General features: G+C 66.1%; 22 protein-coding genes. 21 read left to right on the forward strand and 1 reads right to left on the reverse strand.

Annotated elements, in window-relative coordinates:
• Positions 1 to 253: 253 nt before the first annotated feature.
• The 16 genes from mraZ (at position 254) to lpxC (ending at position 17,999) form a co-directional block, all read left to right on the forward strand.
• Positions 254 to 709 (forward strand): division/cell wall cluster transcriptional repressor MraZ, encoded by a 456-nt coding sequence (mraZ, locus tag PHLH3_RS06165; protein ID WP_031287485.1) that lies wholly within the window; start codon positions 254 to 256, stop codon positions 707 to 709.
• On the forward strand, positions 706 to 1,653 hold the full coding sequence (rsmH, locus tag PHLH3_RS06170) for a 16S rRNA (cytosine(1402)-N(4))-methyltransferase RsmH (RefSeq protein ID WP_111262462.1): 948 nt from the start codon (positions 706 to 708) through the stop codon (positions 1,651 to 1,653). Before mraZ ends, rsmH begins: the two co-directional genes overlap by 4 nt.
• Positions 1,650 to 1,943: a cell division protein FtsL gene (gene ftsL, locus PHLH3_RS06175; RefSeq protein WP_111262461.1), complete on the forward strand. Its 294-nt coding sequence runs from the start codon at positions 1,650 to 1,652 to the stop codon at positions 1,941 to 1,943. The genes rsmH and ftsL overlap by 4 nt, the downstream gene beginning before the upstream one ends.
• Positions 1,940 to 3,673 carry a penicillin-binding transpeptidase domain-containing protein gene (locus PHLH3_RS06180; protein WP_111262460.1) on the forward strand — a complete coding sequence of 578 codons (1,734 nt, stop codon included), beginning with the start codon at positions 1,940 to 1,942 and terminating at the stop codon, positions 3,671 to 3,673. Before ftsL ends, PHLH3_RS06180 begins: the two co-directional genes overlap by 4 nt.
• A complete protein-coding gene (locus PHLH3_RS06185; protein ID WP_213628577.1) occupies positions 3,673 to 5,136 on the forward strand; it encodes a UDP-N-acetylmuramoyl-L-alanyl-D-glutamate--2,6-diaminopimelate ligase in 1,464 nt (487 codons plus the stop codon). Before PHLH3_RS06180 ends, PHLH3_RS06185 begins: the two co-directional genes overlap by 1 nt.
• Positions 5,129 to 6,493, forward strand: coding sequence for a UDP-N-acetylmuramoyl-tripeptide--D-alanyl-D-alanine ligase (gene murF / locus PHLH3_RS06190; protein ID WP_213628578.1), 1,365 nt, complete (start codon positions 5,129 to 5,131; stop codon positions 6,491 to 6,493). Before PHLH3_RS06185 ends, murF begins: the two co-directional genes overlap by 8 nt.
• Before the next feature lie 2 nt (positions 6,494 to 6,495).
• Positions 6,496 to 7,578 (forward strand): phospho-N-acetylmuramoyl-pentapeptide-transferase, encoded by a 1,083-nt coding sequence (mraY, locus tag PHLH3_RS06195; RefSeq protein ID WP_111262457.1) that lies wholly within the window; start codon positions 6,496 to 6,498, stop codon positions 7,576 to 7,578.
• A gap of 7 nt (positions 7,579 to 7,585) precedes the next feature.
• Positions 7,586 to 8,932, forward strand: a complete 1,347-nt coding sequence (murD, locus tag PHLH3_RS06200) for a UDP-N-acetylmuramoyl-L-alanine--D-glutamate ligase (RefSeq protein WP_213628579.1) — start codon at positions 7,586 to 7,588, stop codon at positions 8,930 to 8,932.
• A complete protein-coding gene (gene ftsW, locus PHLH3_RS06205; protein ID WP_213628580.1) occupies positions 8,932 to 10,140 on the forward strand; it encodes a putative lipid II flippase FtsW in 1,209 nt (402 codons plus the stop codon). Before murD ends, ftsW begins: the two co-directional genes overlap by 1 nt.
• Positions 10,137 to 11,207, forward strand: coding sequence for an undecaprenyldiphospho-muramoylpentapeptide beta-N-acetylglucosaminyltransferase (gene murG, locus PHLH3_RS06210; RefSeq protein ID WP_213628581.1), 1,071 nt, complete (start codon positions 10,137 to 10,139; stop codon positions 11,205 to 11,207). Before ftsW ends, murG begins: the two co-directional genes overlap by 4 nt.
• Positions 11,200 to 12,657: a UDP-N-acetylmuramate--L-alanine ligase gene (murC, locus tag PHLH3_RS06215; protein WP_213628582.1), complete on the forward strand. Its 1,458-nt coding sequence runs from the start codon at positions 11,200 to 11,202 to the stop codon at positions 12,655 to 12,657. The genes murG and murC overlap by 8 nt, the downstream gene beginning before the upstream one ends.
• Positions 12,654 to 13,601 carry a D-alanine--D-alanine ligase gene (locus tag PHLH3_RS06220; protein WP_173173142.1) on the forward strand — a complete coding sequence of 316 codons (948 nt, stop codon included), beginning with the start codon at positions 12,654 to 12,656 and terminating at the stop codon, positions 13,599 to 13,601. The genes murC and PHLH3_RS06220 overlap by 4 nt, the downstream gene beginning before the upstream one ends.
• A 4-nt stretch (positions 13,602 to 13,605) precedes the next feature.
• Positions 13,606 to 14,469, forward strand: coding sequence for a cell division protein FtsQ/DivIB (locus PHLH3_RS06225; RefSeq protein WP_173173140.1), 864 nt, complete (start codon positions 13,606 to 13,608; stop codon positions 14,467 to 14,469).
• A gap of 16 nt (positions 14,470 to 14,485) precedes the next feature.
• Positions 14,486 to 15,736 carry a cell division protein FtsA gene (gene ftsA / locus PHLH3_RS06230; protein ID WP_021218769.1) on the forward strand — a complete coding sequence of 417 codons (1,251 nt, stop codon included), beginning with the start codon at positions 14,486 to 14,488 and terminating at the stop codon, positions 15,734 to 15,736.
• A gap of 48 nt (positions 15,737 to 15,784) precedes the next feature.
• A complete protein-coding gene (gene ftsZ, locus PHLH3_RS06235; protein ID WP_173173138.1) occupies positions 15,785 to 16,975 on the forward strand; it encodes a cell division protein FtsZ in 1,191 nt (396 codons plus the stop codon).
• Positions 16,976 to 17,087: 112 nt separating this feature from the next.
• The gene (gene lpxC, locus PHLH3_RS06240; protein WP_111262449.1) at positions 17,088 to 17,999 is read left to right on the forward strand and encodes a UDP-3-O-acyl-N-acetylglucosamine deacetylase; all 912 of its coding nucleotides are present in this window, start codon (positions 17,088 to 17,090) and stop codon (positions 17,997 to 17,999) included.
• A 100-nt stretch (positions 18,000 to 18,099) separates the two neighbouring features.
• Here the strand turns inward: lpxC and PHLH3_RS06245 are convergent, their stop codons facing one another.
• Entirely contained in the window at positions 18,100 to 18,561 is a 462-nt protein-coding gene (locus PHLH3_RS06245; protein ID WP_111262448.1) for a DciA family protein, read from the reverse strand.
• 79 nt (positions 18,562 to 18,640) lie between these two features.
• Between PHLH3_RS06245 and PHLH3_RS06250 the strand changes: the two genes are divergently transcribed.
• The 5 genes from PHLH3_RS06250 to PHLH3_RS06270 all read left to right on the forward strand — a co-directional run bounded on the left by PHLH3_RS06250 (position 18,641) and on the right by PHLH3_RS06270 (position 25,511).
• Positions 18,641 to 19,567: a M23 family metallopeptidase gene (locus PHLH3_RS06250; RefSeq protein WP_213628583.1), complete on the forward strand. Its 927-nt coding sequence runs from the start codon at positions 18,641 to 18,643 to the stop codon at positions 19,565 to 19,567.
• A 117-nt stretch (positions 19,568 to 19,684) separates the two neighbouring features.
• On the forward strand, positions 19,685 to 22,426 hold the full coding sequence (gene secA, locus PHLH3_RS06255) for a preprotein translocase subunit SecA (protein WP_213628584.1): 2,742 nt from the start codon (positions 19,685 to 19,687) through the stop codon (positions 22,424 to 22,426).
• 123 nt (positions 22,427 to 22,549) lie between these two features.
• Positions 22,550 to 23,767 carry a bifunctional glutamate N-acetyltransferase/amino-acid acetyltransferase ArgJ gene (gene argJ / locus PHLH3_RS06260; protein ID WP_213628585.1) on the forward strand — a complete coding sequence of 406 codons (1,218 nt, stop codon included), beginning with the start codon at positions 22,550 to 22,552 and terminating at the stop codon, positions 23,765 to 23,767.
• Positions 23,768 to 23,928: 161 nt separating this feature from the next.
• Positions 23,929 to 24,570 carry a glutathione S-transferase family protein gene (locus PHLH3_RS06265; RefSeq protein WP_213628586.1) on the forward strand — a complete coding sequence of 214 codons (642 nt, stop codon included), beginning with the start codon at positions 23,929 to 23,931 and terminating at the stop codon, positions 24,568 to 24,570.
• Entirely contained in the window at positions 24,567 to 25,511 is a 945-nt protein-coding gene (locus tag PHLH3_RS06270) for a Nudix family hydrolase (protein ID WP_213628587.1), read from the forward strand. The genes PHLH3_RS06265 and PHLH3_RS06270 overlap by 4 nt, the downstream gene beginning before the upstream one ends.
• Positions 25,512 to 25,522: the final 11 nt, after the last annotated feature.

Raw genomic sequence — 25,522 nt, forward strand, 5'->3', positions numbered from 1 at the left:
TTACTCTTGAGAAATTACTTTAAGTTCGCGCTTCAGCTCTCTGGCGCGCCTTATTTTTGTGCCTGAAATCCGCTGCAATATCTCTCCCGCCCCCTCCCAAAAGCTCGCTAAATCTCCGTCCTGTAAGGAATTTTCCGTCTTTGCCCGCCTTGACGGTGGGGCGCGCGCATTTCTATAGTGTGCGGAAGTGGTGCAAAGTGGGAAAAAGTGGGATCAATTGGTACGGGAAGCCTAAAACAGGGGAAGCGCAGCCGTGTTTCGCGGAGCAAATGCCATCAGTCTCGACGCCAAAGGGCGCATCGCGATGCCGAGTCGGTATCGTGATGAGCTTTTTTCGCGTTGTGATGGCCAGCTCATCGTCACCATCGATGCCGTCGACCGCTGTCTGACCCTCTACCCGCTCCCCGAATGGGAGCTCATCGAAGCCAAGCTTCGCGAGCTGCCGTCCCTGCGTGAAGAAACCCGCCGCCTGCAACGCCTCCTGATCGGTAACGCCGTCGACCTCGAGTTGGACGGCAACGGTCGTTTCCTGGTCCCGCCGCGCTTGCGCGAGTACGCGGGCCTGGACAAGAAGGCGATGCTGGTTGGCCAGTTGAACAAGTTCCAGATATGGGACGAAGACGCCTGGAACGCGATTTCCGATGCGGACCTGATGGCAATCAAACAACCCGGCGGCCTGCCGGACGAACTGCGTGACCTTATCCTGTGAGTACCGAAAGCAGCTTCCGCCACATCACCGTCCTGCTCGACGAGGCCGTAGACAGCCTCGCCGTGCGTGCGGACGGCTGCTACCTGGACGGCACCTTCGGTCGCGGGGGGCACAGTCGGTTGATCCTCCGGCATCTTGGTGAGGAGGGCCGGCTGCTCGGTTTCGACAAGGACCCCCAAGCCATAGCTACAGGGCAAGCGCTGGCGGCCGAAGACGGCCGCTTTGTCATTGTGCAGCGCAGTTTCGCCGAGATGGCGGGCGAGCTCGCCGAGCGAGGCCTGGCCGGCAAGGTCGATGGCGTCCTGCTCGATCTCGGTGTCTCCTCGCCGCAGCTGGATGACGCCGAGCGTGGCTTCAGCTTCCTCAACGACGGTCCCCTCGATATGCGCATGGACCCCACTCGCGGCGTCAGTGCCGCGCAATGGATCGCCACCGCGCCCGAGGATGAGATCGCCCGCGTGCTCAAGGAATATGGCGAGGAACGCTTCGCCAAGCGCATGGCGCGTGCCGTTGTGCAGCGCCGGGCCGAGAAACCCTTCGAGCGCACCGCCGACCTGGCTGCCGTGCTCACGGTGGCCAATCCCGCCTGGGAAAAAGGCAAGAATCCGGCTACCCGTGCTTTCCAGGGCATTCGCATCCATGTGAACAACGAGCTGGGTGATCTGGAGCGTGGCCTCGAGGCTGCCCTGGAGAATCTCGCCGTTGGCGGCCGCCTGGTCGTTATCAGCTTCCACTCCCTGGAAGACCGCATCGTCAAGCTGTTCATGCGCAAGCATGCGAAAGGCGAGGCGGACAAGCTGCCGCGCAACCTGCCGATCCGTCCCCCGGCCTTCGATCCCCGGCTGAAGCTGCTGGGCAAGCCCCAATTCGCATCCGAGGAAGAGCTGAAGGCCAACCCGCGTTCGCGCAGCGCCGTCATGCGTGTGGCGGAGAAGCTCAGATGAGCCGCATCTACGCCAAGCCCCTGCCGGGCGGCAGCTTCCTGATGCTGTTGCTGTTCATCGCCGTACTGGTTTCCGCCATCGGCGTGTCCTACAGTGCGCACTGGAACAGGCAGTTGCTCAACAAGCTCTATACCGAACTCAGCGTGCGCGACAAGGCGCAGGCCGAGTGGGGCCGCCTGGTGCTGGAGCAGAGCACCTGGACTGCGCACAACCGCATCGAGTCGCTGGCCAGCGAGCAATTGAAGATGCGTATCCCCGAACCTGCGGAAATCCGCATGGTGGCGCCATGATCAACCTTGAGGGGGCGCTCTACCCCTGGCGCTTCCGGGTGGTCCTGGTGCTGCTCGCCCTCATGGTCGCGGCCATCTCCTGGCGTATCGTGGACCTGCACGTGATTGATCGCGACTTCCTCAAGGGGCAGGGCGATGCGCGCAGCGTGCGGCACATCCCGATTCCGGCGCACCGTGGCCTGATCACCGATCGCAACGGTGAGCCGCTGGCAGTCAGCACCCCGGTCACCACCCTCTGGACCAACCCCAAGGACCTGATGGCTGTGCGTGACCAGTGGCCGGTCATCGCCGCGACCCTGGGGCAGGACCCGAAGATCTTCGCCGAGCGCATCGAGCAGAACGCCGGTCGTGAATTCCTCTATCTCGCTCGTGGCCTGACGCCTGAGCAGGGGCAGGCGATCCTTGCCCGCAAGCTGCCGGGCGTGTACGCCATCGAAGAGTTCCGTCGCTTCTACCCGGCCGGCGAGGTGACCGCCCATGTGGTCGGCTTCACCGACGTCGACGATCGCGGTCGCGAGGGCGTCGAGCTGTCCTTCGACCAGTGGCTGGCCGGTGTGCCCGGCAAGCGCCAGGTGCTCAAGGATCGCCGTGGTCGTCTGATCAAGGACGTCCAAGTCGCCAAGAACGCCAAGCCTGGCAAGACCCTGGCCCTGTCCATCGACCTGCGCCTGCAGTACCTCGCCCACCGCGAGCTGCGCAACGCGCTGGTGGAGAACGGTGCCAAGGCCGGCAGCCTAGTGATCGTCGACGTCAAGACTGGCGAAGTGCTGGCTATGGCCAACCAGCCCACCTACAACCCGAACAACCGCCGCAACCTGCAGCCGGCGGCCATGCGCAACCGCGCCATGATCGACGTGTTCGAGCCGGGTTCGACGGTCAAGCCGATCTCCATGTCCGCCGCCTTGCAGAGCGGGCGCTGGAAGCCCGAGGACAAGGTCGAGGTCTACCCCGGCTCGCTGCAGATCGGCCGCTACACCATCAAGGACGTCTCCAAGACCGAGGGCCCGATCCTCGACCTGACAGGCATCCTGATCAATTCCAGCAACGTCGGCATGAGCAAGATCGCCTTCGACATCGGCGGCGAGACCATCTACGAGACCATGCGCCAGCTGGGCCTCGGCCAGGATACCGGCCTCGGCTTCCCCGGCGAGCGCGTGGGCAACCTGCCCAACCACCGTGAGTGGCGCAAGGCCGAGACCGCGACCCTGTCCTATGGCTACGGCCTCTCGGTGACCGCCATCCAGATGGTCCATGCCTACGCCACGCTGGCCAACAACGGCCAGGCCGTGCCCCTTTCGATGACCCGGGTCGACAGCCTGCCCGTCGGGACCCAGGTGATTCCCGGGGATGTCGCCAAGACCATGCAGGGCATGCTCCAGCAAGTGGTCGAGGCGCCGCGCGGCGTGTTCCGCGCCCAGGTGCCGGGCTATCACGTTTCCGGCAAGAGCGGCACGGCGCGCAAGGCCACTGTCGGTGCCAAGGGCTACACCCAGAACGCCTACCGCTCGCTCTTCGCGGGCTTCGGTCCGTCCACCAATCCGCGTCTGGCGATGGTGGTGGTGATCGATGAACCCAGCAAGGCCGGCTACTTCGGTGGCCTGGTCTCGGCACCCGTATTCGGCAGGGTCATGGCTGGCGCGTTGCGCCTGATGAACATCGCACCGGACAACCTGCCCACCGAGGAACAACAGACCGCGGAAGCGGCTACCGGCAAAGGAGGGCGGATCTGATGCCCATGCCACTGAATCAATTGTTGCCCCAGGCCGAAAGCGCCACCCTGATCCGTGAACTGACCCTGGACAGCCGCAAGGTGCGCCCGGGTGACCTGTTCCTGGCGGTTCCCGGCGCCCAGCACGACGGCCGCGACCACATCGCCGATGCCATCGCTCGCGGCGCCAGTGCTGTCGCGTACGAAGCGGAAGGCGCCCCGGCTGTCGATGCCAGCGGTGCCGAACTGTTGGCCATCAAGGGGTTGGCTGGCCAGCTCTCGGCCATCGCCGGGCGCTTCTATGGCGAGCCCAGCCGCGGCCTGAATCTCGTGGGCGTCACCGGAACCAATGGCAAGACCAGCGTCAGCCAACTGATCGCCCAGGCCCTGGACCTGCTCGGCGAGCGTTGCGGCATCGTCGGGACCCTGGGGACAGGCTTCCACGGCGAGCTGGAGAGCGGCCGCCATACGACCCCCGACCCGTTGGCGGTGCAGGCCACCCTGGCCAACCTCAAGCAGGCCGGTGCCCGCGCCGTGGCGATGGAGGTTTCCTCCCATGGACTGGAGCAGGGACGCGTGGCCGCACTCGCCTTCGATGTCGCGGTGTTCACCAACCTGTCCCGCGATCATCTCGACTACCACGGTTCGATGGAGGCCTATGGCGCTGCCAAGGCTCGCCTGTTCGACTGGCCCGAGCTGCGTTGCCGGGTGATCAACCTCGACGATGCGTTCGGCCGCGAACTCGCCTCGCGTACCCATGAGTCCCGTCTCATCGGCTACAGCCAGGAAGACGCGTCCGCCTTCATCTATTGCCGCGAAGCACATTTCGATGACGATGGCGTGCGTGCGAGCCTGGTTACGCCGCAAGGCGAAGGCCTGCTGCGCAGCCCGCTGCTCGGGCGTTTCAACCTCAGCAACCTGCTGGCGGTGGTCGGTGCCCTGCTGGGCATGGGCTACCCGCTGGACGAAATCCTTCGCGCGCTGCCCGGCCTCCAGGGGCCGGCCGGCCGCATGCAGCGCCTGGGCGGTGGTGACAAGCCGCTGGTGGTCGTGGATTACGCCCACACCCCCGACGCCATGGAAAAGGTACTCGAAGCCCTGCGCCCCCACGCTCGGGGCCGCCTGCTGTGCCTGTTCGGCTGCGGCGGTGATCGCGACCGTGGCAAGCGCCCGCTGATGGCAGCCCTGGCCGAGCGCCTGGCCGACCACGTACTGGTCACCGACGACAACCCGCGCAGCGAGGACCCGGCGCAGATCTTCGACGACATTCGCCCCGGCTTCGCCGATGCGGCAAGGGCCGAGTTCGTCCACGGTCGTGGCGTCGCCATCGCCCGCCTGATCGCCACCGCTGGCGTCGACGACGTGGTGTTGCTGGCCGGCAAGGGGCATGAGGATTACCAGGAAATCAACGGCGAGCGCCTGCCGTTCTCCGACCTGCAGGAAGCCGAGGCCGCCCTGGGCGCCTGGGGAGCCAGCCATGCTTGAACCGATGCGTCTTTCCGCCCTGCAGGCTCCGTTGCAGGCCCGCTTGATCGGGGTTGATGCCGCATTCTCGGCGGTGTCCACCGACAGCCGGCGCGTCGAGCCCGGGCAACTGTTCATCGCGCTGGTCGGACCGAATTTCGATGGCCATGACTACCTGGCCGACGTCGCCGCCAAAGGGGCCGTCGCCGCGCTCGTGCAGCGCGAGGTCCCGGGCGCGCCGCTGCCGCAGTTGCTGGTGGCCGATACCCGCCTCGCCCTTGGTCGGCTCGGCGCGCTCAACCGTGACGCCTTCACCGGCAAGGTGGCCGCGGTTACCGGGTCCAGCGGCAAGACCACGGTCAAGGAGATGCTCGCCAGCATCCTGCGCACCCAGGGCCCCGTACTGGCTACCCGCGGCAACCTCAACAACGACCTGGGCGCGCCGCTCACCCTGCTCGAACTGGCGCCGGAGCACCGCAGCGCCGTGATCGAACTGGGCGCTTCCCGGGTGGGCGAGATCGCCTACACCGTCGGCCTGACCCGGCCCCAGGTTGCCATCATCAACAACGCCGGCACTGCCCATGTGGGCGAGTTCGGAGGCCCGGAGAAGATCGTCCTGGCCAAGGGCGAGATCCTCGAAGGCCTGGCCGACAACGGTATCGCCGTGCTCAACCGCGACGACAAGGCATTCGATACCTGGCGCCAGCGCAATGGCGCCCGCCGGGTGCTGAGCTTCGGCCTCGATGCCGTCGATGCCGACCTGCGCGCCGAATCCATCGTGCGTGATGCTCGTGGCTGCATGGCCTTCATCCTCAAGGGCGTGGCGGGTGAAGCCAACATCCAGCTCAACCTGCTGGGCCTGCATAACGTCGCCAATGCATTGGCCGCCGCCGCTGCCGCGCACGCGCTGGGCGTACCGCTGGTCGGTATTCGCGACGGCCTGCAGAACCTGCAACCGGTCAAGGGCCGCACCGTAGCGCAGTTGGCGCCCAGTGGCATGCGGGTGATCGACGATAGCTACAACGCCAACCCGGCTTCGATGATCGCGGCCGTTGATATACTCGCCGGCTTTTCCGGCCGCACCGTCCTGGTGCTCGGGGATATGGGCGAGCTGGGCGAGTGGGCCGAGCAAGGCCACCGCGACGTGGGGCTCCACGCCCGCGGCAAGGTCAGCGCGCTCTATGCAGTCGGTCCTCAGATGGCTCATGCAGTCGCCGCTTTCGGCGACGATGGCCGCCATTTCGCCGATCAGTCCAGCCTGATCCAGGCCCTGGTCGATGAGCAGGACGCCAACACAACCATTCTGATCAAAGGTTCCCGCAGCGCGGCGATGGACAAGGTCGTCGCGGCCATCTGCGGAACGGGGGAGGCTCACTAATCATGCTGCTGCTGCTCGCTGAGTACCTGCAACAGTTCCATAAGGGGTTCGGGGTGTTCCAGTACCTGACCCTGCGCGGGATTCTCGGCGTCCTTACGGCGCTGTCGCTGTCGCTCTGGCTCGGGCCCTGGATGATCCGCACCCTGCAGGTGCGCCAGATCGGCCAGTCCGTGCGCAACGACGGGCCGCAATCGCACCTCTCCAAGTCCGGTACGCCGACCATGGGTGGCGCGCTGATTCTTACCGCCATCGGCATCAGCACCCTGCTCTGGGCCGACCTGTCCAACCGCTACGTCTGGGTGGTGCTGGGCGTGACGCTGCTGTTCGGCGCCATCGGCTGGGTCGACGACTATCGCAAGGTGATCGAGAAGAACTCCCGTGGGCTGCCGAGCCGCTGGAAGTATTTCTGGCAGTCGGTGTTCGGCATCGGCGCTGCGGTCTTCCTTTATATGACCGCGACCAGCCCGGTGGAGACCACCCTGATCCTGCCGATGGTCAAGGATGTCGGGATCCCGCTGGGTGTCGGCTTCATCGTGCTGACCTATTTCGTGATCGTCGGCTCCAGCAACGCGGTCAACCTGACCGACGGGCTGGATGGCCTGGCCATCATGCCGACCGTGATGGTCGGCGGCGCGCTGGGGATCTTCTGCTACCTGTCGGGCAACATCAAATTCGCCGAATACCTGTTCATCCCCTATGTGCCGGGCGCGGGTGAACTGATCGTGTTCTGCGCCGCCCTGGTGGGCGCCGGCCTCGGCTTCCTCTGGTTCAACACCTACCCGGCCCAGGTCTTCATGGGTGACGTCGGCGCGCTGGCGCTCGGCGCTGCCCTGGGCACCATCGCCGTGATCGTGCGCCAGGAAGTGGTGCTGTTCATCATGGGGGGCGTGTTCGTCATGGAGACGCTGTCGGTGATGATCCAGGTCGCCTCGTTCAAATTGACCGGCCGTCGTGTATTCCGCATGGCCCCTATCCACCACCACTTCGAACTGAAAGGCTGGCCCGAGCCCCGCGTGATCGTACGTTTCTGGATCATCACCGTGATCCTCGTGCTGATCGGCCTCGCCACCCTGAAGCTGCGTTGAGGAGACCATGAGCCTGATCGCTTCCGACCAGTTCCGCATCGTTGTCGGCCTCGGCAAGAGCGGCATGTCCCTGGTGCGCTTCCTGGCGCGCCAGGGCGTGCGCTTCGCCGTGGCCGACACGCGCGAGAACCCGCCCGAACTGGCCACCCTGCGTGCCCAGTACCCGGAGGTGGAAGTGCGCTGTGGTGAACTCGACGTCGATTTCCTCTGCCGCGCCAGCGAGCTCTACGTGAGCCCCGGCCTAGCCATCGCCACGCCGGCGCTGCAGGAGGCGGCCAAGCGCGGCGTCAAGCTGTCCGGCGATATCGAGCTGTTCGCCCGTCACGCCAAGGCGCCCATCGTCGCCATCAGCGGCTCCAACGCCAAGAGCACCGTCACCACCCTGGTGGGCGAGATGGCGCAGGCGGCCGGTCGCAGGGTCGCCGTCGGTGGCAACCTGGGGACCCCGGCGCTCGACCTGCTGGCCGATGACATCGAGCTTTACGTGATGGAGCTGTCCAGCTTCCAGCTGGAGACCACCGATCGCCTGAACGCCGAAGTGGCCACCGTGCTCAACGTCAGCGAAGACCACATGGACCGCTACGCCGACATGCAGGCCTATCACCTGGCCAAGCACCGCATCTTCCGCGGCGCCCGGCAGGTGGTGGTCAACCGTGGCGATGCGCTGTCCCGGCCCCTGGTCGCCGACCAGCTACCCTGCTGGACCTTCGGCCTGAACAAGCCGGACCTCAGGGGCTTCGGCCTGATCGAGGAAGAGGGCGAGAAGTACCTCGCGTTCCAGTTCGAGAAGCTGCTGCCCGTGCGCGAACTCAAGGTCCGTGGCGCCCACAACCAGGCCAATGCCCTGGCGGCCCTGGCCCTGGGGCACGCCGTCGGCCTGCCCATGGAGCCGATGCTGGAGACCCTCAAGACCTTCACCGGCCTCGCCCATCGCTGCCAGTGGGTGCGCGAGCGCGAAGGCGTGGCGTACTACGACGACTCCAAGGCCACCAATGTCGGTGCGGCGCTGGCCGCCATCGAAGGCCTGGGTGCGGACATCGACGGCAAGCTGGTGCTGATCGCCGGTGGCGATGGCAAGGGCGCCGATTTTTCCGGGATGCGCGAGCCGGTGGCGGGTTTCTGCCGCGCCGTGGTGCTGCTGGGGCGTGACGCCGAACTGATCGCCCAGGCCCTGGGCGATGCCGTGCCGCTGGTGCGCGTGCGGACTCTGGACGAGGCCGTGAGCCGTGCCGCCGAACTGGCCGTCCGGGGAGACGCCGTGCTGCTGTCGCCCGCGTGCGCCAGCCTCGACATGTTCAAGAACTTCGAAGAGCGCGGACGCCTCTTCGCCCAGGCCGTGGAGGGGCTCACCTGATGCTGGCCCGCCTGTTCGCCCTGCAGTCGCCGCTGCGCAGTCGCCGTGGCCTCGACATGGACTTCCCGCTGCTGGCGGGTTGCCTGGCGCTGCTCGGCCTGGGGCTGGTGATGATCACCTCGGCGTCCTCGGAAGTGGCCGCCGCGCTGTCCGGCAACCCGCTCTACCACAGCATCCGCCACCTCATTTACCTGGCCATCGGCGGGGTCGCCTGCGTGCTGACCCTGCAGGTGCCCATGAGCTTCTGGCAGCGCTACGGCGCGCGCCTGATGCTGGTCGCCTTCGTCCTGCTGATCATGGTGCTGCTGCCGGGCATCGGCCGCGAGGTCAACGGCGCCAAGCGCTGGATCGGCTTCGGCCTGTTCAACCTGCAGCCGTCCGAACTGGCCAAGCTGTTCACCGTCATGTTCATCGCCGGCTACCTGGTGCGCCGCCAGGACGAGGTGCGCGAGAAGCTCACCGGCTTCATCAAGCCGATGCTGGTGCTTGGCCCCATCGCCGTGCTGCTGCTGGCGGAGCCGGACTTCGGCGCCACCGTGGTACTGGTGGGTTCCTGCATCGCAATGCTGTTCCTCGGTGGCATCAACCTGGTTCGCTTCGTCCCGCTGGTCGGCGCGGTGCTCGGTGCCGGGGTGCTGGTCATGACCAGCCAGAGCTACCGCATGCAGCGCCTGACCAACTTCATCGACCCCTGGGCCGACCAGTACGGCGCCGGCTACCAGTTGAGCCAGGCGCTGATCGCCTTCGGCCGTGGCGAATGGTTCGGCGTCGGCCTGGGCAACAGCATCCAGAAGCAGTTCTACCTGCCCGAGGCGCACACCGACTTCGTCTTCGCCGTACTGGCGGAAGAACTGGGCATGGTCGGGGCGCTGGCCACGGTCGCCCTGTTCGTGTTCGTCAGCGTCCGGGCGCTGCACATCGGCCTCTGCGCGGAACGCGCGCGGCAATATTTCTCGGCCTACGTGGCCTATGGGCTGGCCTTCCAGTGGATCGGCCAGGTCCTGATCAACATCGGTGTGAATGTCGGCCTGCTGCCCACCAAGGGCCTGACCCTGCCGTTCCTCAGCTACGGCGGCAGCTCCCTGGTGATCTGCTGCGTCTGCCTCGGCCTGCTGCTGCGGATAGAATGGGAAAGCCGCACGCACCTGGGCAACGAAGACATCGAGTTCGTCGAGAGCGACTTCCTCGAAGAGGAGGCACGTCCATGAGCGGCAATGTATTGATCATGGCGGGTGGCACCGGCGGGCACGTTTTCCCGGCACTGGCCTGCGCCCGCGAGTTCCAGGCCCGTGGCTACAGCGTGCACTGGCTGGGCACCCCGCGTGGCATCGAGAACGAACTGGTACCCCAGGCCGGCCTGCCGCTGCACCTGATCCAGGTCACCGGCCTGCGCGGCAAGGGCATCAAGTCGCTGCTCAAGGCGCCGTTCTCCCTGGTGCGTTCGCTGTTCCAGGCGCGGCGCGTGGTCAGCGAGCTCAAGCCCGTCTGCGTGCTGGGCATGGGTGGCTATGTCACCGGCCCCGGCGGCCTGGCTGCGCGCCTGGCCGGCGTACCGCTGGTCATCCACGAGCAGAACGCCGTCGCCGGCACCGCCAACCGCAGCCTGGCACCGTTCGCCAGCCGCGTCTGCGAGGCCTTCCCGGATACCTTCGGGTCCAGCGACAAGCGCCGCACCACGGGCAACCCGGTGCGCGAGGAGCTGTTCCTGGAAACCCCGCGCGACGCCCTGGCCGGTCGCACGCCGCGCCTGCTGGTGCTGGGCGGCAGCCTGGGGGCCGAGCCACTGAACAAGCTGCTGCCGGCAGCCGTCGCGCTGCTGCCTGCCGAACTTCGCCCGCAGGTGTTCCACCAGGCCGGCAAGAATCACGATGGGGTCACTGCGGAGCGTTATCGCGAAGCCGGTGTCGAAGCGGAGGTCGCACCCTTCATCAAGGATATGGCACGGGCCTATGCCTGGGCCGATCTGGTCATCTGCCGCTCCGGCGCGCTGACCGTCAGCGAACTCGCTGCCGCCGGGTTGCCGTCTTTCCTGGTGCCGCTGCCCCATGCGATCGACGACCACCAGTCGCGCAATGCCGATTATCTGGCGAAGGAGGGCGCGGCCTTCCTTCTCCCGCAACATGCCACCGACGCGGCCGCACTCGCCGCCCGGCTGACCGAGGTACTGATGCAACCCGAACGACTCAAGGCCATGGGCGCGATCGCCCGCAGTCTGGCCAAGCCCGATGCCACCCGCAGCGTGGTCGATATCTGCCTGGAGGTGGCCCATGGTTGAGAGCCAGAAAGCCATGCCGCAACCGGAAATGCGCCGCATCCGTCGCATCCACTTCGTCGGCATCGGCGGCGTGGGCATGTGCGGGATCGCCGAAGTGCTGCTGAACCTCGGCTACAACGTCTCCGGTTCCGACCTCAAGGCCTCGCCCGTGACTGCGCGCCTGGAGAGCTTCGGTGCGCAGATCTTCATCGGCCACCGTGCCGAGAACGCCGAGAACGCCGACGTGCTGGTGGTTTCCAGCGCGGTGAACAAGGCCAACCCGGAGGTCGCCGTCGCCCTGGAGCGCCGTATCCCCGTGGTGCCGCGTGCCGAGATGCTGGCCGAGCTGATGCGCTACCGCCACGGCATCGCCGTCGCCGGGACCCACGGCAAGACCACCACCACCAGCCTGATCGCCTCGGTGTTCGCCGCGGGCGGCCTGGACCCGACCTTCGTCATCGGCGGGCGCCTGAACGCCGCCGGCACCAACGCGCAGCTGGGTACCAGCCGGTATCTGGTGGCCGAGGCCGACGAGAGCGACGCCAGCTTCCTGCACCTGCAGCCGATGGTCGCGGTGGTCACCAACATCGACGCCGACCACATGAGCACCTATGGCGGCGACTTCAACAAGCTGAAGAAGACCTTCGTCGAGTTCCTCCACAACCTGCCGTTCTACGGGCTGGCGGTGCTTTGCGTGGATGACCCTGTGGTGCGCGAGATCCTCCCTCAGGTGGCCCGCCCGACCGTGACCTACGGCTTCGCCGAGGATGCCGACCTGCGCGCCATCAACGTCCGCCAGCAGGGCATGCAGACCTTCTTCACCGTGCTGCGCAAGGACCGTGCGCCGCTGGACGTCTCGGTGAACATGCCGGGCAACCACAACGTATTGAACGCGCTGGCGACCATCGCCATCGCCACCGATGAAGGCATCGATGACGACGCCATCGTGCGCGGCCTGTCGGGCTTCCAGGGCGTGGGCCGACGCTTCCAGGTCTACGGCGAGCTGCAGGTCGAAGGCGGCAGCGTGATGCTGGTCGACGACTATGGCCACCACCCGCGCGAAGTCGCGGCGGTGATCAAGGCTGTACGTGGTGGCTGGCCGGAGCGCCGCCTGGTGATGGTCTACCAGCCGCACCGCTACAGCCGCACCCGTGATCTGTACGACGACTTCGTGCAGGTGCTGGGAGAGTCCAACGTGCTGCTGCTGATGGAGGTCTACCCGGCGGGCGAGGAGCCCATCCCCGGCGCCGACAGCCGCCAGCTGTGCCACAGCATCCGGCAGCGCGGCCAGCTGGACCCGATCTACATCGAGCGTGGTGTCGAACTGGCGCCGCTGGTCAAGCCGTTGCTGCGCGCCGGCGACATCCTGCTCTGCCAGGGTGCCGGCGATATCGGCGGGCTGGCCCCGCAATTGATCCAGAGCCCGTTGTTCGGTGGTGGCGATGATGCCGCCGCGAGGAAAGAGTCATGAGCGCGAACCTGAAATCCACCCTCGAGCCCAAGGCCTTCGGCCGGGTCGCCGTGCTCTACGGCGGCAAGAGCGCCGAGCGCGAAGTCTCGCTGAAGTCCGGGAGCATGGTCCTGGAAGCGCTCCAGGGCGCAGGCGTCGAGGCCTTCGGCATCGATGTCGGCGACGACCTGCTGCAACGCCTGGCCGCCGAGAAGATCGACCGCGCCTTCATCGTCCTCCACGGCCGTGGCGGCGAGGACGGCAGCATGCAGGGCCTGCTCGAATGCCTGGGCATCCCCTACACCGGTAGCGGTGTGCTGGCCTCCGCCCTGGCGATGGACAAGCTGCGGACCAAGCAGGTCTGGCAGAGCCTCGGCCTGTCCACCCCGCGTCACGCGGTGCTCGCCAGCGAGGCGGATTGCCGTGCGGCGGCCGAAGCGCTGGGCTTCCCGCTGATCGTCAAGCCGGCTCACGAAGGCTCGAGCATCGGCATGGCCAAGGTGGCGGATGTCGACGCATTGATAGAAGCCTGGAAGGGCGCCAGCCGTTATGACTCCCAGGTACTGGTGGAGCAGTGGATCCATGGGCCGGAGTACACCATCGCGATGCTGCGCGGGCAGGTGCTGCCGCCCATCCGCCTGGGTACCCCGCATACTTTCTACGACTACGACGCCAAGTACCTGGCCAATGACACCCAGTACCAGATCCCCTGCGGGCTGGACGCCGCCAGGGAGCAGGAACTCAAGGACCTGACCGCGCGCGCGTGCGAGGCGGTGGGTACCCAGGGCTGGGCGCGTGCCGACGTGATGCAGGACGCCGACGGCCGCTTCTGGCTGCTGGAAGTGAACACCGTTCCGGGCATGACCGACCACAGCCTGGTCCCGATGGCCGCTCGCGCTGCGGGCCTGGATTACCAGCAACTGGTGCTGGCGATCCTGGCCGACAGCGTCGAGGCACGAGGTTAAGCACATGCGTGGCGCCACGGTCCGTCATCAGCAACCCGCCATCGGCCGCGCTCCCCAGCGCAAGCCGGTGCCGCGTGGTGCCAGCCGGATGGTGGCCAAGGAGCCGCTCAGCACACGCCTGCCCAAGCCGAACTTCAGCGTGTTCAAGCGCCTGGTCTGGCCGGTGGTCCTGGTGGTGCTGGGGTTCGGTGCCTACGAGGCGGCGCAGCGCCTGCTGCCCTATGCGGATCGCCCCATCGCCAAGATCAACGTGCAGGGCGACCTGAGCTACATCAGCCAGCAGGCGGTGCAGCAGCGGATCGCCCCGTACATCGCGGCGAGCTTCTTCAGCATCGACCTGGCCGGCATGCGCAGCGAGCTGGAGCAGATGCCCTGGATCGCCCACGCCGAGGTGCGCCGGGTGTGGCCGGACCAGGTGATGATCCGCCTGGAAGAACAATTGCCGATCGCCCGCTGGGGCGATGAGGCGCTGCTGAACAACCAGGGCCAGGCCTTCACCCCGCGTGAGCTGGCCCACTACGAACAACTGCCGCAGCTGTGGGGGCCACAGCGGGCCCAGGAACAGGTGATGCAGCAGTACCAGATGCTCAGCCAGATGTTGCGCCCGCTCGGGTTCTCCATCACCCGCCTGGAGCTGCGCGAACGCGGCAGCTGGTTCCTGTCCACCGGGCAGGGCGTGGAGATATTGCTGGGAAGGGATCATCTGGTGGAGAAGATGCGTCGCTTCATCTCGATCTACGAGAAGACGCTCAAAGAACAGATCGCCAACATCGAGCGTGTCGACCTGCGTTACCCCAACGGCTTGGCGGTAGCGTGGCGAACCCCGGTAGAGGCACCCGCGGCGGCCGTAGCCAGCCGCGCGAATTGAGGAGAAGGTTAGAACCATGGCAAGCGTGCAGAGCGGCAAGATGATCGTCGGCCTGGATATCGGCACCTCCAAGGTGGTGGCGCTGGTGGGCGAGATCGCGGCCGACGGCCAGCTGGAGATCGTCGGGATCGGCACCCATCCGTCCCGCGGGCTGAAGAAGGGCGTGGTGGTGAACATCGAGTCCACCGTGCAGTCCATCCAGCGCGCGGTGGAAGAGGCGCAGATGATGGCGGGCTGCCGTATCCACTCCGCCTTCGTCGGCGTCGCCGGCAATCACATCCGCAGCCTGAACTCCCACGGCATCGTCGCGATCCGCGATCGCGAAGTCAGCCCGGCGGACATCGAGCGCGTGCTCGACGCCGCCCAAGCCGTGGCCATCCCCGCCGACCAGCGGGTGCTGCACACCCTGGCGCAGGACTACGTGATCGATAACCAGGAAGGGGTGCGCGAGCCCCTGGGCATGTCCGGCGTGCGCCTGGAAGCCAAGGTCCACGTGGTGACCTGCGCGGTGAATGCGGCGCAGAACATCGAGAAGTGCGTGCGCCGTTGCGGCCTGGAGGTGGACGACATCATCCTCGAGCAACTGGCCTCGGCCTATTCGGTGCTGACCGATGACGAGAAGGAACTGGGCGTGTGCCTGGTGGACATCGGCGGCGGCACCACCGACATCGCCATCTTCACCGAGGGCGCGATCCGCCACACCGCGGTGATCCCGATCGCCGGCGACCAGGTGACCAACGACATCGCCATGGCCCTGCGGACGCCGACCCAGTACGCCGAGGAGATCAAGATCCGCTACGCCTGCGCCCTGGCCAAGCTGGCCGGTGCCGGCGAGACCATCAAGGTGCCGAGCGTCGGCGACCGTCCGCCGCGGGAACTCTCGCGCCAGGCACTGGCCGAAGTGGTCGAGCCCCGCTATGACGAACTGTTCACCCTGATCCAGGCCGAGCTGCGCCGCAGCGGCTACGAGGACCTGATCCCGGCTGGCATCGTGCTGACCGGCGGCACCGCGAAGATGGAGGGTGCGGTCGAGCTCGCCGAAGAGATTTTCCACATGCCGGTGCGCCTGGGCGTGCCGCATAGCGTCAAGGGCCTGAGCGACGTGGTGCGCAACCCGATCTACTCGACCGGCGTTGGCCTGCTGATGTACGGCCTGCAGAAGCAGTCCGACGGGATTTCGATGTCCGGCGGCCTGGGCAGCTTCAGCGACGAACCCAAGACACCTGTTCTGGAGCGGCTCAAGCGCTGGGTCCAGGGCAACTTCTAAAGAGTTTTTGCAGTAGGCGATACAACTAGAAAAGGAAGGAGAGGGGAAATGTTCGAACTCGTAGATAACGTTCCGCAAAGCGCGGTCATCAAGGTAATCGGCGTGGGCGGTGGCGGCGGCAACGCAGTCAACCACATGACCAAGAGCAACATCGAAGGCGTCGAGTTCATCTGCGCCAACACCGATGCCCAGGCACTGAAGAACATCGGTGCGCGCACCGTCCTGCAACTCGGCCCGGGCGTTACCAAGGGGCTGGGCGCGGGTGCCAATCCCGAGATCGGTCGTCAGGCCGCTCTGGAAGACCGCGAGCGCATCGCCGAAGTGCTGCAGGGCACCGACATGGTCTTCATCACCACCGGCATGGGTGGCGGTACCGGTACCGGTGCGGCACCGATCATCGCTGAAGTGGCGAAGGACATGGGCATCCTCACCGTTGCCGTGGTCACCCGTCCGTTCCCGTTCGAGGGCCGCAAGCGCATGCAGATCGCCGACGAGGGCATTCGTGCGCTGTCGGAAAGCGTCGACTCGCTGATCACCATCCCCAACGAGAAGCTGCTGACCATCCTCGGCAAGGACGCGAGCCTGCTGTCCGCCTTCTCCAAGGCTGACGACGTGCTGGCCGGTGCCGTGCGCGGTATCTCCGACATCATCAAGCGTCCGGGCATGATCAACGTCGACTTTGCCGACGTGAAGACCGTGATGAGCGAAATGGGCATGGCGATGATGGGTACCGGCTGCGCCAGCGGCCCGAATCGTGCCCGTGAGGCCACCGAGGCGGCGATCCGCAACCCGCTGCTGGACGACGTCAACCTGCAGGGCGCGCGTGGCATCCTGGTGAACATCACCGCCGGTCCCGACCTGTCCCTGGGCGAGTACTCCGATGTGGGCAACATCATCGAGCAGTTCGCTTCCGAGCACGCCACCGTGAAGGTGGGCACCGTGATCGATCCGGACATGCGCGACGAGCTGCACGTCACCGTGGTCGCCACCGGACTGGGCGCTCGCCTGGAGAAACCCGTCAAGGTAGTGGACAACACCGTCCAGTCCGCAGCCGTTGCCGCGACCAGCCCCGCACCCCAGCGTGCAGAGCAGCCGTCGGTCAACTATCGCGACCTGGATCGTCCGACCGTCATGCGCAACCAGGCTCATGGCAGCGCCGCGACCGCCGCCAAGATGAACCCGCAGGACGACCTGGATTACCTGGACATTCCGGCCTTCCTGCGTCGTCAGGCCGATTGATGAAGTTTATCGACGCTATGTCTGTGATTGGTGTTCAGCAAAGGCCGGTTCTGCTATCATCCCCGGCCATTGTTGAAAACTGTTCGCAACTAGCGCGAAAGCGGCCACTGCCATGATCAAACAACGCACTTTAAAGAACGTCATCCGTGCCACAGGCGTAGGGCTGCATTCCGGGGAAAAGGTCTACCTGACCCTCAAGCCCGCCCCTGTGGATACCGGCATCGTGTTCTGCCGTACCGACCTGGACCCCGTCGTCCAGATCGCCGCCTATGCCGAGAATGTCGGTGAGACCACCATGTCCACCAATCTTTTCAATGGCGACGTCAAGGTCGGCACGGTAGAGCACCTGCTTTCGGCCATGGCTGGCCTGGGCATCGACAACGCCTACGTCGAGCTGTCCGCCGCCGAAGTACCGATCATGGATGGCAGCGCCGGCCCGTTCGTGTTCCTCATCCAGTCCGCTGGTCTCGAGGAGCAGGAAGCCGCCAAGCGCTTCATTCGCATCAAGCGCGAAGTGAGCGTGCAGGATGGCGACAAGCGCGCCACCTTCGTGCCGTTCGATGGCTTCAAGGTCACTTTCGAGATCGACTTCGACCACCCGGTGGTCAACGGTCGTACCCAGAAAGCGTCGGTCGATTTCTCCAGCACCACCTTCGTCAAGGAAGTCAGCCGTGCCCGTACCTTCGGGTTCGTGCGCGATCTGGAATTCCTGCGCTCGCACAATCTGGCTCTGGGCGGCAGCGTCGAGAATGCCATCGTGGTTGATGAGGACAGCGTATTGAACGAGGACGGCCTCCGTTACGAGGACGAATTCGTCAAGCACAAGATCCTCGACGCCATCGGCGACCTCTACCTGCTCGGCAACAGCCTCATCGGCGAGTTCCGTGGCTTCAAGTCCGGTCATGCACTCAACAATCGCCTGCTGCGTGCACTGATCGCCGACAAGGATGCCTGGGAAGTGGTCACCTTCGAAGATGCCAAGACCGCACCCATTTCCTACATGCGCCCGGTAGCGGCCGTGTAAGCAACACCTCTTTCCTTCTTTGGAGGCCACCCCATGGGGTGGCCTCTTTTTTTGTGCCGGGAAAATAGGGAAGGGCGAAGCGGCGGATTGTCGCGGGAAGTCAGTCGCGCTCGGGCTTGCGGGCGCGCTCGGCGAGGCGCTCCAGGGCGGCACGCAGCTTGGGATCCTCGATCCCTTCCGCGGTGGCCTGGATGCTTTCGGCGGCAAAGGCCGACAGCTCGATGGTGCGGCCTGGTGCACGTCCCGAGCCTTGGGAAGGTTGCACCTTGAAGATGATTTTCGTTAAGGTCGCGAACTCTTCGAGGGCCTGGAGCTGACGCTGCAGCCGGCGTTGCTGGTATCGCAGCCGCGTCGCCCAGTGGCCGTCACTGATGATCAGCATCAGGCAGCCCTCGCGCCACGACGCTACACGGCAATGTTCACGCGCCGCTGGTTGCAGCTGGCTTTCCAGCAACTGTTGCCAGTGGTCGATGCGTTGGGCCTGGTTGAACAGGGCCTTGAGCGGTTTTTCCTCGCGCAGCAGTGCGGCGGGGGACCGGGCCGGCAAGGGACGAAAAGACATGGCAGGACGCCTGAAGAAAACAGAGTGGCCATGGTAGCAGAAGGCTGCACCGGGTAACGCTCGATCAATTGGGGAAGTCATGCACATCATTCTTCTGAGCCGCAGGCACGGGGCGGCGCGTTCGCTGAGTCTCGACCTGCGCGTGCTCCTGGGGCTCGGTGGCCTGCTGCTGGCGCTGGTGCTCGCTTCGGGGATCGCCCTCGGTGCCTGGATCAGGCCCGCGACGCCCGCTGCTGAAGACAGCCAGCAGATGACGCTCGCGCTCGACGAGCAGCGCAGCCAGGTGAGCCAGGCGCGCGCCGACGCCCAGCGTCAGCTGGACGCCTTTGGCGCCCACATCGCCGACCTGCAGGCGCGCCTAACCCGGCTCGACGCCCTGGGCGAACGTGTCGCGGAACTGGCGGACCTGGACGCCAGCGAGTTCGATTTCTCCCTCAACGTCGGCCAGGGCGGCCCGGAAGACCCGCTCGATGCGCCGGCCTACCAGGCACCGCCCTTCATGGACGTGCTGGACAGCCTGACCGAGCGCCTCGACAGTCGCGAGCAGCAACTGGAAGTCCTCGAACAGCTGCTCGGCGAGCGCCGCATCAGCGAGGCCGAGCACCTGGCCGGACGCCCCGTGCTGCAGGGCTACATCTCCTCGCCCTTCGGCGTGCGCAGCGACCCCTTGACCGGCCGCCTGAGCAAGCACAAGGGCGTGGACTTCGCGGCCAAGGCCGGTAGCGATGTCCTGGCCGTCGGTGCGGGCGTCGTCACCTGGTCCGGACGCAAGACCGGCTACGGCAACATGGTCGAGATCAGCCATGCGGATGGCTACCGTACCCTCTATGCGCACAACCAGAAGAACATGGTGCAGGTGGGTGATCTGGTGCAGCGTGGCCAGGCCATCGCCAAGGTCGGCAGCAGCGGTCGTTCCACCGGTGCGCACGTCCACTTCGAGGTCACCCGCGGTGGCGAGGTGGTCAACCCGGCCCTCTATATAGCCCGTTCCGCAGCCGCGGAATAACGCTACTTTTCTCTACAACGAATCCGGGTAGAATGCCCCCTTCGCAAGCAGCCATGAAGGCTGCGCGGGCGACTCCGGGGCCGCCCCCCATCCATATATGTGGAAGATCCTGTCGATATGTTTGCGCCTTTGTTGAAGAAACTCTTTGGAAGCAAGAACGAGCGCGAAGTGAAGCGCATGGCCAAGGCTGTCCAGGCGGTCAATGCCCTGGAAGAGCAGATGGTCGCGCTGTCCGACGAGCAGCTCAGAGCCAAGACCGAAGAGTTCAAGGCGCGGGTAGCCAAGGGCGAGACCCTCGACCAGATCCTGCCGGAAGCCTTCGCCGTCGCCCGTGAGGCCGGCAAGCGCGTGATGGGCATGCGTCACTTCGACGTGCAGCTCATCGGCGGCATGACCCTCCACGAAGGCAAGATCGCCGAGATGCGCACCGGTGAGGGCAAGACCCTGGTGGGCACCCTGCCGGTCTACCTCAACGCGCTGTCCTGCAAGGGCGTGCACGTGGTCACCGTGAACGACTACCTGGCCCGCCGCGACGCCAACTGGATGCGTCCGCTGTATGAGTTCCTCGGCCTTACCGTCGGCATCGTCACCCCGTTCCAGCCGCCGGAAGAAAAACGCGCCGCCTACGCTGCCGACATCACCTACGGCACCAACAACGAATTCGGCTTCGACTACCTGCGCGACAACATGGCCTTCAGCCTGGAAGACAAGTTCCAGCGCGAGCTGAACTTCGCCGTTATCGACGAAGTGGACTCCATCCTCATCGACGAGGCGCGTACGCCGCTGATCATCTCCGGCCAGGCCGAAGACAGCTCCAAGCTGTACATGCAGATCAACAAGCTGATCCCGCGCCTGAAGCAGCACATCGAGCCGGAAGAGGGCAACGTCGTCCAGGAAGGCCACTATTCCGTCGACGAGAAGACCCGCCAGGTCGAGCTCAACGAGCAGGGCCACCAGTTCATCGAGGACATGCTCACCCAGGCCGGCCTGCTGGCCGAGGGCGAGAGCCTGTACTCCGCGCACAACCTGGGCCTGCTGACCCACGTCTACGCCGGCCTGCGCGCCCACACCCTGTTCCACCGCAACGTCGAGTACATCGTGCAGAACGACCAGGTCCTGCTGATCGACGAGCACACCGGCCGCACCATGCCCGGTCGCCGCCTCTCCGAGGGCCTGCACCAGGCCATCGAGGCGAAGGAAGGCCTGAACATCCAGGCCGAGAGCCAGACCCTGGCCTCCACCACCTTCCAGAACTACTTCCGCCTCTACACCAAGCTGGCCGGCATGACCGGTACCGCCGATACCGAAGCCTTCGAGTTCCACTCGATCTACGGCCTCGAAGTGATGGTGATCCCGACCCACCGTCCGGTGGCGCGCAAGGACTTCAACGACCTGGTCTACCTGACCCAGGAAGAGAAGTACGCCGCCATCATCACCGACATCAAGGATTGCCAGGCCAATGGCCGTCCGGTGCTCGTGGGCACCGCCTCGATCGAGAGCTCCGAGTACGTCTCGCAGCTGCTGGTCAAGGCCGGCATCGAGCACAAGGTGCTCAACGCCAAGTACCACGAGAAGGAAGCCGAGATCATCGCCCAGGCCGGCCGTCCCGGTGCCGTGACCATCGCCACCAACATGGCGGGCCGTGGTACCGACATCCTGCTTGGCGGCAACTGGGAAGTCGAAGTCGCCGCCCTCGAGAACCCCACCGAGGAGCAGGTCGCCCAGATCAAGGCCGAATGGCAGAAGCGTCACCAGCAGGTGATCGAGGCCGGTGGCCTGCACGTGGTCGCGTCCGAGCGCCACGAATCCCGCCGCATCGACAACCAGCTGCGTGGCCGCGCGGGTCGCCAGGGTGACCCGGGCTCCAGCCGCTTCTACCTGTCGCTGGAAGACAGCCTGATGCGCATCTTCGCCTCCGACCGGGTGAAGAACTTCATGAAGGCCCTGGGCATGCAGTCCGGCGAGGCCATCGAGCACCGCATGGTGACCAACGCCATCGAGAAGGCGCAGCGCAAGGTCGAAGGCCGCAACTTCGACATCCGCAAGCAGCTCCTCGAATTCGACGACGTGGCCAACGAGCAGCGCAAGGTGATCTACCACATGCGCAACAGCCTGCTGGCCGCCGACGACATCGGCGAGACCATCGCCGAGTTCCGCGAGGACGTGCTGGGCCGCACCATCGACGCCCACATCCCGCCGCAATCGCTGCCCGAGCAGTGGGACATCACCGGCCTGGAAGCCGCCCTGTACAGCGACTTCGGCATCAAGCTGCCGGTCCAGCAGTGGCTGGACGAAGACGACAAGCTGTTCGAGGACACCCTGCGCACCAAGATCCTCGAGCAACTGATCGCCGCCTACAACGAGAAGGAAGAGCTGGCGGGCGCCGAAGCCCTGCGCTCCTTCGAGAAACAGATGCTCCTGCGCGTGCTGGACGACCTGTGGAAGGACCACCTGTCCACCATGGATCACCTGCGCCACGGCATTCACCTGCGCGGTTACGCGCAGAAGAACCCCAAGCAGGAATACAAGCGCGAGTCCTTCACCCTGTTCCAGGAGCTGCTGGATTCCATCCGTCGCGACACCATCCGCGTCCTGTCCCATGTCCAGGTCCGACGCGAAGACCCGGCCGAGGAAGAGGCCCGCCTGCGTCGCGAAGCCGAGGAACTGGCCAAGCGCATGCAGTTCCAGCATGCCGAGGCCCCCGGCCTGGAAGAGCCCGAAGCCCACCTGCAGGGCGAGGAAGGCGACGTCGCGGTAGCCGCCGCTCCCGTCCGCACCGAACCCAAGGTCGGCCGCAACGAGCCCTGCCCCTGTGGTTCCGGCAAGAAATACAAGCACTGCCACGGCCAGATCAGCTGAGGCTAAGCTGTAGTTCCCCACGCCGCGACCGGCCCAGCCGCTCGCGGCGTTTTCAACTCGACATCCCCTGAACGGCAGCGCCCAGCCGCCGATTCAACTGACGACACGACAAGGAGCGCTTCCATGGCTGTTGGTCTCGGCCCCCTGCCCACCCTGCACCCGGTTCCCGGTTTCGAACTCGGCATCGCCTCTGCCGGCATCAAGCGCCCTGGCCGCAAGGACGTGGTGGTCATGCGCTGCGCCGAGGGTTCCACCGTAGCGGGTGTGTTCACCCTCAACGCCTTCTGTGCCGCGCCGGTGATCCTGTCGAAGAAGCGCGTCCTGGGGGCCGTGCGTTATTTCCTGACCAACACCGGCAACGCCAACGCCGGCACCGGTGAGCCAGGCCTCGCTGCTGCCGAGCGCACCTGCGCCAAGCTGGCCGAACTGGCGGGCGTCGACGCCAGCGCCGTGCTGCCGTTCTCCACCGGTGTGATTGGCGAGCCGCTGCCGGTCGAGAAGATCGAAGCCGCCCTGGGCGACGCCCTGGCCGATCTTTCCGAAGGCAACTGGGCTGCCGCCGCCACCGGCATCATGACCACCGACACCCTGCCCAAGGGTGCCAGCCGCCAGTTCGTGCATGACGGCGTCACCGTCACCGTCACCGGCATCAGCAAGGGCGCCGGCATGATCAGGCCGAACATGGCCACCATGCTCGGCTACATCGCCACCGACGCCAAGGTCGCCCAGGGCGTGTTGCAGGACCTGCTGCGCGATGCCGCCAACAAGTCCTTCAACCGCATCACCATCGACGGCGACACCTCAACCAACGATTGCTGCATGCTGGTCGCCACCGGGCGGGCGGCCTTGCCGGAAGTGACCCAGGCCAGCGGCGAGCTCTTCGCCGCGCTCAAGCAGGCGGTGCTGGAAGTCTCCATGGAAGTGGCCCAGGCCATCGTCCGTGACGGTGAAGGCGCCACCAAGTTCGTCACCGTGCAGGTCAACGGCGGCGGCACCCACCAGGAGTGCCTGGACGTGGCCTACGCCGTGGCCCATTCGCCGCTGATCAAGACCGCGCTGTTCGCCTCCGACCCGAACTGGGGCCGCATCCTGGCCGCAGTCGGCCGTGCCGGCGTGCCGCAACTGGACGTGAGCAAGATCGACGTGTTCCTGGGTGAGGTCTGCATTGCCAGCAAGGGTGGCCGTGCCTCGACCTACACCGAGGACCAGGGTGCCGCCGTGATGGCTCGTGAAGAGATCGGCATCCGCATCGAACTGGGACGCGGCGCCTGCAGCGAAACCATCTGGACCACCGACCTGTCCCACGAGTACGTCAAGATCAACGCGGAATACCGCACCTGAGGCCCGTGCCGCCGCGACTAGGTTCGCGGTGGCAGCCGCTCTGGCTCCTGGCATTCCCGTTGTTCATGGCCCCATGAGCAACGGGAATTTGCCATCCCCGCCTGCGCCTTTTAAGGTCCAGCGACCCCTCTGGATAACCCGAGGGTCTCAAGGAGAAACGCATGGCACTCACCCTGGTCATCGGCAACAAGAACTACTCGTCCTGGTCGCTGCGCGGCTGGCTCGCCATGGCGCTCACCGAGGCCCCTTTCGAAGAGCTGCGCATCCCGCTCTACGCTGCCGATAGCCACAGGCGCCTGCTGGCCCATTCGCCCACCGCCAAGGTGCCGGTGCTGGAGACCGAGGCCGATGGCGCGATCTGGGACTCCCTGGCCATTGCCGAATACCTTGCCGAGCGCTTCCCCGAGGCCCACCTCTGGCCCTTCGGCCAGGCGGCCCGCGCCCATGCGCGCGCCATCTGCGCCGAGATGCACAGCGGCTTCGTCGCCTTGCGCAGCCACATGCCCATGGACATGAAGCGCAACCAGGCGCTGGATGGCATCCCCGAAGAGGCGGCCGAGGACATCCGCCGCATCTGCGCCATCTGGTCGGATTGCCGTCGCCGTTTCGGCCAGGACGGCCCCTATCTGTTCGGCCATGCCAGCGTCGCCGATGCCTTCTACGCGCCGGTGGCCAGCCGCCTGCGCAGCTACGCCGTCGAGCTTCCCGCCGAAGCCGCGGCCTATGTCGACACCATCTACCGGTGGCCCGCGTTCCAGCGCTGGTACCAGGCCGCCCTGCAGGAAACGGAGATCATCGAATGAAGCGAGTGCACGTCGCAGCCGCGGTCATCCGCGGTGCCGACGGCCGGGTGCTGATCGCACGCCGCCCGGACGACAAACACCAGGGCGGCCTGTGGGAGTTCCCGGGCGGCAAGGTGGAGGAAGGCGAGGCCGTGCAGGCCGCCCTGTCCCGGGAGCTGGAAGAGGAACTGGGCATCCGCGTGAGCGCCGCGCGCCCGCTGATCCAGGTGCATCACGACTACCCCGACAAGCAGGTGCTGCTGGATGTCTGGGAAGTCACCGCCTTCGACGGTGAGCCCCACGGTGCCGAAGGCCAGCCGCTGGCCTGGGCCAGCAACCATGAGCTGGGCGACTACCAATTCCCCGCCGCCAACCAGCCGATCGTGGCGGCCGCGCGCCTGCCCGACCGCTACCTGATCACGCCCGACGAGCTGGAGCCCCAGGAGCTGTTGCAGGGTGTCCGCGCCGCGCTGGCCGAAGGCGCAAAGCTGATCCAGCTGCGCGCGCCGAACATGTTCGACGCCCAGTACCGCGACCTGGCCGTGGATATCCAGGGGCTCTGCGCCCGTCGAGCACAGCTGATGCTCAAGGGGCCGCTGGAATGGCTGGGAGACTTTCCCGCCGCCGGCTGGCACCTCACCGCCGACCAGCTGCGGCGCTACGCCCCCCGCGGCCGCCCGTTCCCCAGGGAGCGCTGGCTGGGTGCTTCCTGCCACAGCGCTCAAGAGCTGGAGCTGGCGACCGAGATGGGCGTGGACTTCGTCACCCTGTCGCCCCTGCAACCCACCCAGACGCACCCCGAGGCACAGCCGCTGGGCTGGGACGCTGCACGGGAAATGATCCGTCGCTTCAACAAACCGGTGTTCCTGCTCGGCGGCGTCGGCCCCGACGACACCGAGCGCGCCTGGCAGATCGGCGCCCAGGGCGTGGCAGGGATACGGGCGTTCTGGCCGCAAGGCTGAGCGGGCGAAAG

The sequence above is a fragment of the Pseudomonas sp. Pc102 genome (assembly GCF_018408275.1).
In the GTDB taxonomy this organism is placed as follows: Bacteria; Pseudomonadota; Gammaproteobacteria; order Pseudomonadales; family Pseudomonadaceae; genus Metapseudomonas; species Metapseudomonas tohonis.